Source organism: Wolbachia endosymbiont of Tuta absoluta (assembly GCF_059414725.1).
The window spans coordinates 1-862 of the sequence record NZ_JBNRJY010000329.1; the positions used below are offsets into that span (position 1 = coordinate 1).

Consider the following 862-nt stretch of genomic DNA (forward strand, 5'->3'; position numbering starts at 1 on the left):
GACTGTAACTTGAACTCATTTGCGAAGGATGAGCCCAGTATTCCGGCACTTTTTGATAAAAACTGTCCATATTAAATCTAGGTGAAGTTTTTTCTAGACCAAAGGCCTGTTTCACGTATTTTCTATACGCCTGGTTTTCAGAAAATCCATCAAAATCGCCAGGTAGACTAGAATGATGTGCCCAAGACTTTGGGATTTCTAAATGCCCCATTTTCGTAATGATAATTAATAATTATAGAAAGCAGACGACTTCACGAACGAACAACTGGTAATGTACTGACGCATCAAAATAAGCACCACTTGGAACTCGCGGATTGATAAGGAAAACCGTGTGTTTTTGTTTTGTTGATTGCAAGGATGAGTCATGTTCTGTCGACTGGGAATTTGGGAGTTGTTTACATAGAAAAGTTTTTATGAGTTCAATTAATTATGTATTTGGTAAACTTCTGACTATTCTGTTTTGAAACAGACTTTCTAAAATGGCTTATCATTATGACATTCTCAACAATTATGTTATTTAATTTTATACTAATCGACCAAGCCAATTAGATGATCTCGTAGAATGAGGCCTGTGTATTGGCATGCATGGTACTAAATCTATAAATATATGTATGATCACTATATTGAACTATATTCTCCTAGTACAGGAAAAAGTATTTAAGTGGATAACGTAAAATGTCCCAAAGGCGAACTTGTTTGTTAAGAGATTTCTTCCAGTCTTAAGACGACACGTTTAATAATCGTCTAGTTGACTTGGTCGGTAACAATAAGAAGAAATACTTACACGATCGATCCACAAGGTTCAAAAGTTGGCCCCAATGAGCAGTTCAAACATAAAGCTATTATTCTTGCAGTGGTGGTT

The 862-nt window shown here is 35.6% G+C and carries 1 protein-coding gene; it reads right to left on the reverse strand.

Features of this window, described 5'->3' with window-relative positions:
• The coding region (locus ACJ5GX_RS03520; protein ID WP_495292707.1) for a hypothetical protein at window positions 1-211 on the reverse strand (211 nt) is incomplete at its 3' end.
• Between the last annotated feature and the right edge of the window lie 651 nt (window positions 212-862).